Source organism: Mycobacterium sp., from assembly GCF_039583805.1.
In the GTDB taxonomy this organism is placed as follows: domain Bacteria; phylum Actinomycetota; class Actinomycetes; order Mycobacteriales; family Mycobacteriaceae; genus Mycobacterium.
On sequence record NZ_JAVKSH010000163.1, the window covers coordinates 1 to 4,697 of the forward strand.

A 4,697-nucleotide genomic window follows, 5' to 3' on the forward strand; every position below is an offset into this window, starting at 1 on the left:
ACCCAGTGGCACACCGGCGGCGATGTTCAGCACCGCGTCGAGGGCGAAGAAACCTTCGAAGTTGGTGAGGACGATGTTGTCGGCGACGATGCTTTGAAGCATGGCACCGAACTCGCTGAGGTTGCCGGCGGCCAGGTCCTCGATTCCGGTGACCAGGAGGTGGGCACTGTTGGTGACGGCGTCACCGGGCGCCTCGAACTCGATGGGTAACAGCTGCTCGAGCACATAGATGGCGTTGGTGACTTTTTCGGGGGCGCCGGCGTCGGTCGCGGCGGCGCGGAGGGCGTCGCCGACACCGTACACGGTCGATTGGATCGCGGGATCGATGCCGTCGTTGATGCCGGCGGTGAGCCCGGAATCCAGGGCGTTGAGCGGTCCGTCGATGACGTCGCCGATCTGTGCTGGAACCGGGAAGGTCAGGTCCGCAGCGGTGAACGTGGTAGTCGCCAGCGGGCTGTTCGCCACGTCGTTCACCAGGTTCGACAGCGCCGGAATGTCCGGCAGCGACGGCAGCCCGACGGCGCCGAGCGCGTCGTTGATTCCCTGCCCGATCGACTGGCCGAAGCCGATGAGGGCGCTGATCGGGTTGATGTCGGGCAGCAGCTGGGCCGGGGCGGGCACGTTCGCCGGCGCGGTGGGGTCGTATCCGAGGTTGATGATGTAGCGCAGCGGCGGCTCGATGAGATCCATCAGCGGTGCGGGGAGGAGTCCCGCGAACGGCTTCAGCAGCGGCAGGGTTTGGGTGGGAATCATGATGTAGGTGGTGTCGGTGTCTGCCGCGGTGACGGGTTCGACGACGCCGGCCGCGATCTGCGCGGCGGTGAGGTCCGTGTAGAAGGGATGCACGTATTCGACGCCGAACAGGGCGTTGAAGTCCGCCGGCAGATCGAGGGGGTACTGCGGGAAGTCGGCGAAGCCGTCGTATTGGGCGGTGTAGATGACGCTCGGGTACAGGTCGTCGGGGGTCGGGCCGTAGGCCTGCAGACCGAGGTCGGGGACGTAGACGCCGGCGATGCGCTCCAACAGGCCGCCGTCGGGGTTGTCGGGATCACCGAGCAGCACGAAGGACAACTGGTCGGGGCTCGGCCGTGCGGAGACGGGCAGGGCGGCGAGTTCGTCCTGGTAGACGGTGGCTGCTGACGCGCTTTGGGAGGCGCCGAGAACGATGACGTCGTTGCCGTTGGCGAGTTGCGCCGTGACCGCGGCGTCGATGTCGGTGACATCCTGCGACACCGACTGGTCCAGCGGCAGGCTGGCGATGCCGGTGAACGGCGCGAACTGCTCCGGCGTTGGCAGGCCTTGCGGGGTGTATCCCGGGAAGTAGTGGGCGGTGAACAGCTGATCGGCGACCGTGGTGTACGGGGGGCCGGGGACGCCCCCTGGTGTCGACGGCGTCACGCAGCACGGTCCGGTGCCGCCCAGGACGAGTTCGATGTCCTCGCCCTGCGCGGACGCGATCGCCGACGTCATCGCCGTCAGGCCCAGCAGTGCGGCACCGGCGCTTGCTGCGTGGGCGACACCCGGCCGGCGGACGCAGCGGGTGCGCATGGCGTCGCACCTCCTTGGACACGACGAAGGGGCACAAGGCATTCGGTTGTGAATCACCGGATCAGCCGGCCCACCCGGCGATATCGTTTCATCCTGCCCCCGCTGACGGGTCGCGCACAAGCGACGATGCAGCCGGGTAGTGGGCCGGGGTGATCTGTGTCGAGTAGCGCGGCGATGTCCCGGAGTGTCCAGACGCGACGCGCGATCCCGGCAGCCGTCGCGGGCGTCACCCCCGCCCGAACCGCTGGTAGGCAGCCTGGCGACTGATTCCGAGTGCCACTGCGATCATGGCCCAGGTGTCGCCGGCATTACGCGCCGCAGCCACAGCGGCCCGCAGCTCGGTCTGAGCAACGTCGACCGCGTCGGCCGCCGCGATAATCCGCCGGATATGGCTGGCATCGCGCGCGGCTGTCGAGTCGGGCTCAACCGAGTCCAGCCAATCATCGATACTCTGTCCGTGCTGCACGTTTACCATCGTCATCACCACCTCACTGGAGGTACTTGTCGAACTTCGGCCGCAGGTTATCGGCGTGAACGATCCGTTGCGGCTCGTCGGCCGGAACGATCAGCTCCAGCAGCGCTCCCGTGCGGCTGGGGCCGATCACCAAGAACTGGCGTTCGCCCTGATACTCCAGCTCGACGTAGCGCAGTTGATTGCGCCACGCGTGGAGCACGCGTGGAGAATGTCGGCTGCCTTTGCCGTCCGCCGACCAAGATCCGCGACGCAGCGTTGGCCACGCTCCATGGCCCGCTGCGCGAAAACCCGCGCCGGCGCGGCACGGCCCTTGTCGGCGAACTCGCCGGCGTGTTCTCGGCGCGACGGGGCGGCTACCGGATCATCTACAGCATCGACGCCACAGCCAAGGTCGTCATGGTGCACCGGATTGCACATCGAGCGTCGGTGTGTCGCCGAGGAGGACGTGGGTCTGCGCGCCGACGACGGCGGTAGCCGATCCCCGTGCGGGCCGTCGAGTGCCGATCGCAGATGAGGGGCCGTTGCCGGGTCCGCGTACGGCGCGCCACCGCGGCAGGTGGCGCGGTCCCGGGCGGCGGCCGCGCCGTGCGCGGGGCGGCCGGCTGCGGTCAGTCGCCTTGCAGGGCCATCGCCAGGAAGTCCAGGCGCCACAGTGCCTGAAAGAGCCGGCGGCCGAATTTCTCCAGCTCGGCGGTGCCGGCGCGCGGGTTGTGCCCGCTGTCGGTGACGCACGCGGCGATCTCACGGATGGAGCGATGCCCGTCGACGTGCTGCACGAACGGCAGCTGTGCCTGGTTGAGGGTCATCCGCCAGTCCGGCCGGAAGATTTCACTGCCGGTAAGACCGCACCGCATCCGCCACATCGGAATGTAATCCAGGCAGGCGGGAGCCGAGAAGTCGATGGCGTAGCGCTCTTTGGGCCGGTCGGTGCGGCACGCCGTGAAGAAGTGGCAGGCGTTGGTGGTGTAGAGCCGTTCCATGATCGACCAGATTTTCGTCTCCGGCAGGGCGTTGATGGTCGCCAAGAGACCGTTGCTGGGGGCGAGCAGACTGTGCGCGTAGTACGGCGCGTTCAACAGCCAGCCCTGAAATGCGAGTCCGGCCGAGGTGACCAGCTCACGGCAGTCGTCGACGGTGTAGCTGCGCTCGCGGTTGTGCAGGAACGTGTCCACCAGGACGGCGTCGTTGTGCAGGTTCCGCGCGACTTTGAGATAGCTCTGGATGGGGTGTTCGGGTGCGAGCTGGTTGAGGGTGTCTCGGACAATGTGCAGCGAGGCGTCGTCTTGGCGCAGGCCCAGGTCGTCGAAGACCGATTGGAGCACTTCGACGCCGATGCGGCCGTATTTGGCGTAGAGCATGACGCCGATGACGCCGTCGGGGCGCAGGCAACCGGCCAGTGCTGTCATGCCGGCCAACGGATCGGCCATGTGGTGCAGCACCCCGGTCGAGACGATGAGGTCGAAGTCGGCTCCCAGGGTGGGCAGCTCTTCGATGGGCAGCAGGTGCAATTCGAGGTTCCACAGGCCGTGTTTGTCTTTGAGATATTGCTGATGGTCCAGTGAGGGCTGGCTGACGTCGACGGCCACGACTTTCGCGTCGGGGTTGCTGAACGCGAACACCGCCGCCTGGTTGGTGCCGCAGCCGGCGATCAGGATGTCGAGGTCGGGTTTGTATTCCCGGTCGGGCCATAAAATCCGGTGCGCGCGCATCGGGTCGAACCATTCCCAGTTGCCCTGGGTCCAGGCCTCCAGGTCGAGGATCGGTTGGGGGTAGCGCCACCGCTGGTATTGGCGGGAGACGACGTCGGCGCGGGGATCGTCGGTCATGGCCGGGATGGCTCCTTCACGGTCAGGTGTTCATCGGGGACGACGGCGGGCGGGGGAGCGGGTGACAGCGTAGTCGCGCCGGGCGGTAGTCGCTTTGGGCCGTGGTCGGTGAGTGCGCTGCGGCGGCTCCCGGCGGTGTGTCGGCGGGCCTCGGGGTCGGGGCGGGGTGCCCGGCGGTGGCCGATCACCGGCGCCGCGCGCCGCGCCGGGCGGGCATCCGCGTTCGGGCTGGTCAACGGGGACCTCGAAGTCAGCCGGGCTGCCCGGGCTGACCGGGTTCGCCGGGTTGGCCGGGTTCGCCGGGGGTTCCGCCGGGTCCGGGGGCTCCGCCTGCGCCGCCGGCGCCGCCCCGGCCGGGCTGGCCGCCCGCGCCGGGCGCTCCGCCCGCTCCGCCGGCGCCGCCGGCTCCGCCGTGACCGCCCTTACCGCCGGCGCCGCCTTTACCGCCCTTACCGCCGGCGCCGCCGGCGCCGCCTTTACCGTCGGCTCCGCCGGGGCCGACGTCGTCGCTGCCGTCGTTGGGCGGGGCGCTGGCCGTGGTCATCGGTCCGGTCCTGAAGCCGGCGCACAGCGCAGCGCCGGCGGGGCCGAACAGGGCCGGCCCGCTGAGGCCGGGGGTGACGGCAGGGCCGGCCAGCGGGGTGATCGCCGCCGCCAGAAGCGCCGCGGCGCTGATGCCCGCGGCGGTCGCGCGGCGATGCCGGGTGGTGGCGTGCTGACCGGTCATCGGTGTACCTCTCGCGTCACGTCGTCGCGCTGCATCGACCTTGCCGAGCGATGCGGTGGTCTGTGGTGGATCTGTCGTGCCTTGTTGCGGTTACGCGGCCCGACGGTACGGCATGGTCGCC

The 4,697-nt window shown here is 69.2% G+C and carries 6 protein-coding genes; 1 reads left to right on the forward strand and 5 read right to left on the reverse strand.

Annotation, left to right across the window (positions count from 1 at the left end; all coding sequences use genetic code 11):
• The 3 genes from ABDW21_RS16210 to ABDW21_RS16220 form a co-directional block, all read right to left on the reverse strand.
• Positions 1-1,548: PE-PPE domain-containing protein (locus ABDW21_RS16210; protein ID WP_343602998.1), on the reverse strand; the 1,548-nt coding region annotated here is incomplete at its 3' end.
• Between the two features lie 226 nt (positions 1,549-1,774).
• Positions 1,775-2,014, reverse strand: coding sequence for a hypothetical protein (locus ABDW21_RS16215; protein ID WP_343603007.1), 240 nt, complete (start codon positions 2,012-2,014; stop codon positions 1,775-1,777).
• 22 nt (positions 2,015-2,036) lie between these two features.
• Positions 2,037-2,222: a hypothetical protein gene (locus ABDW21_RS16220; RefSeq protein ID WP_343603000.1), complete on the reverse strand. Its 186-nt coding sequence runs from the start codon at positions 2,220-2,222 to the stop codon at positions 2,037-2,039.
• 2 nt (positions 2,223-2,224) lie between these two features.
• On the opposite strand from ABDW21_RS16220, the gene ABDW21_RS16225 reads away from it, so the two are divergent.
• The gene (locus ABDW21_RS16225) at positions 2,225-2,497 is read left to right on the forward strand and encodes a type II toxin-antitoxin system RelE/ParE family toxin (protein ID WP_343603001.1); all 273 of its coding nucleotides are present in this window, start codon (positions 2,225-2,227) and stop codon (positions 2,495-2,497) included.
• Positions 2,498-2,631: 134 nt separating this feature from the next.
• On the opposite strand, the gene ABDW21_RS16230 is transcribed toward ABDW21_RS16225, so the two are convergent.
• Together ABDW21_RS16230 and ABDW21_RS16235 are read right to left on the reverse strand one after the other, a co-directional pair.
• Positions 2,632-3,849 carry a class I SAM-dependent methyltransferase gene (locus ABDW21_RS16230; protein WP_343603003.1) on the reverse strand — a complete coding sequence of 406 codons (1,218 nt, stop codon included), beginning with the start codon at positions 3,847-3,849 and terminating at the stop codon, positions 2,632-2,634.
• A 250-nt stretch (positions 3,850-4,099) separates the two neighbouring features.
• Complete coding sequence (locus tag ABDW21_RS16235; protein WP_343603005.1) at positions 4,100-4,576, reverse strand: hypothetical protein; 477 nt, start codon at positions 4,574-4,576, stop codon at positions 4,100-4,102.
• Positions 4,577-4,697 lie beyond the last annotated feature (121 nt).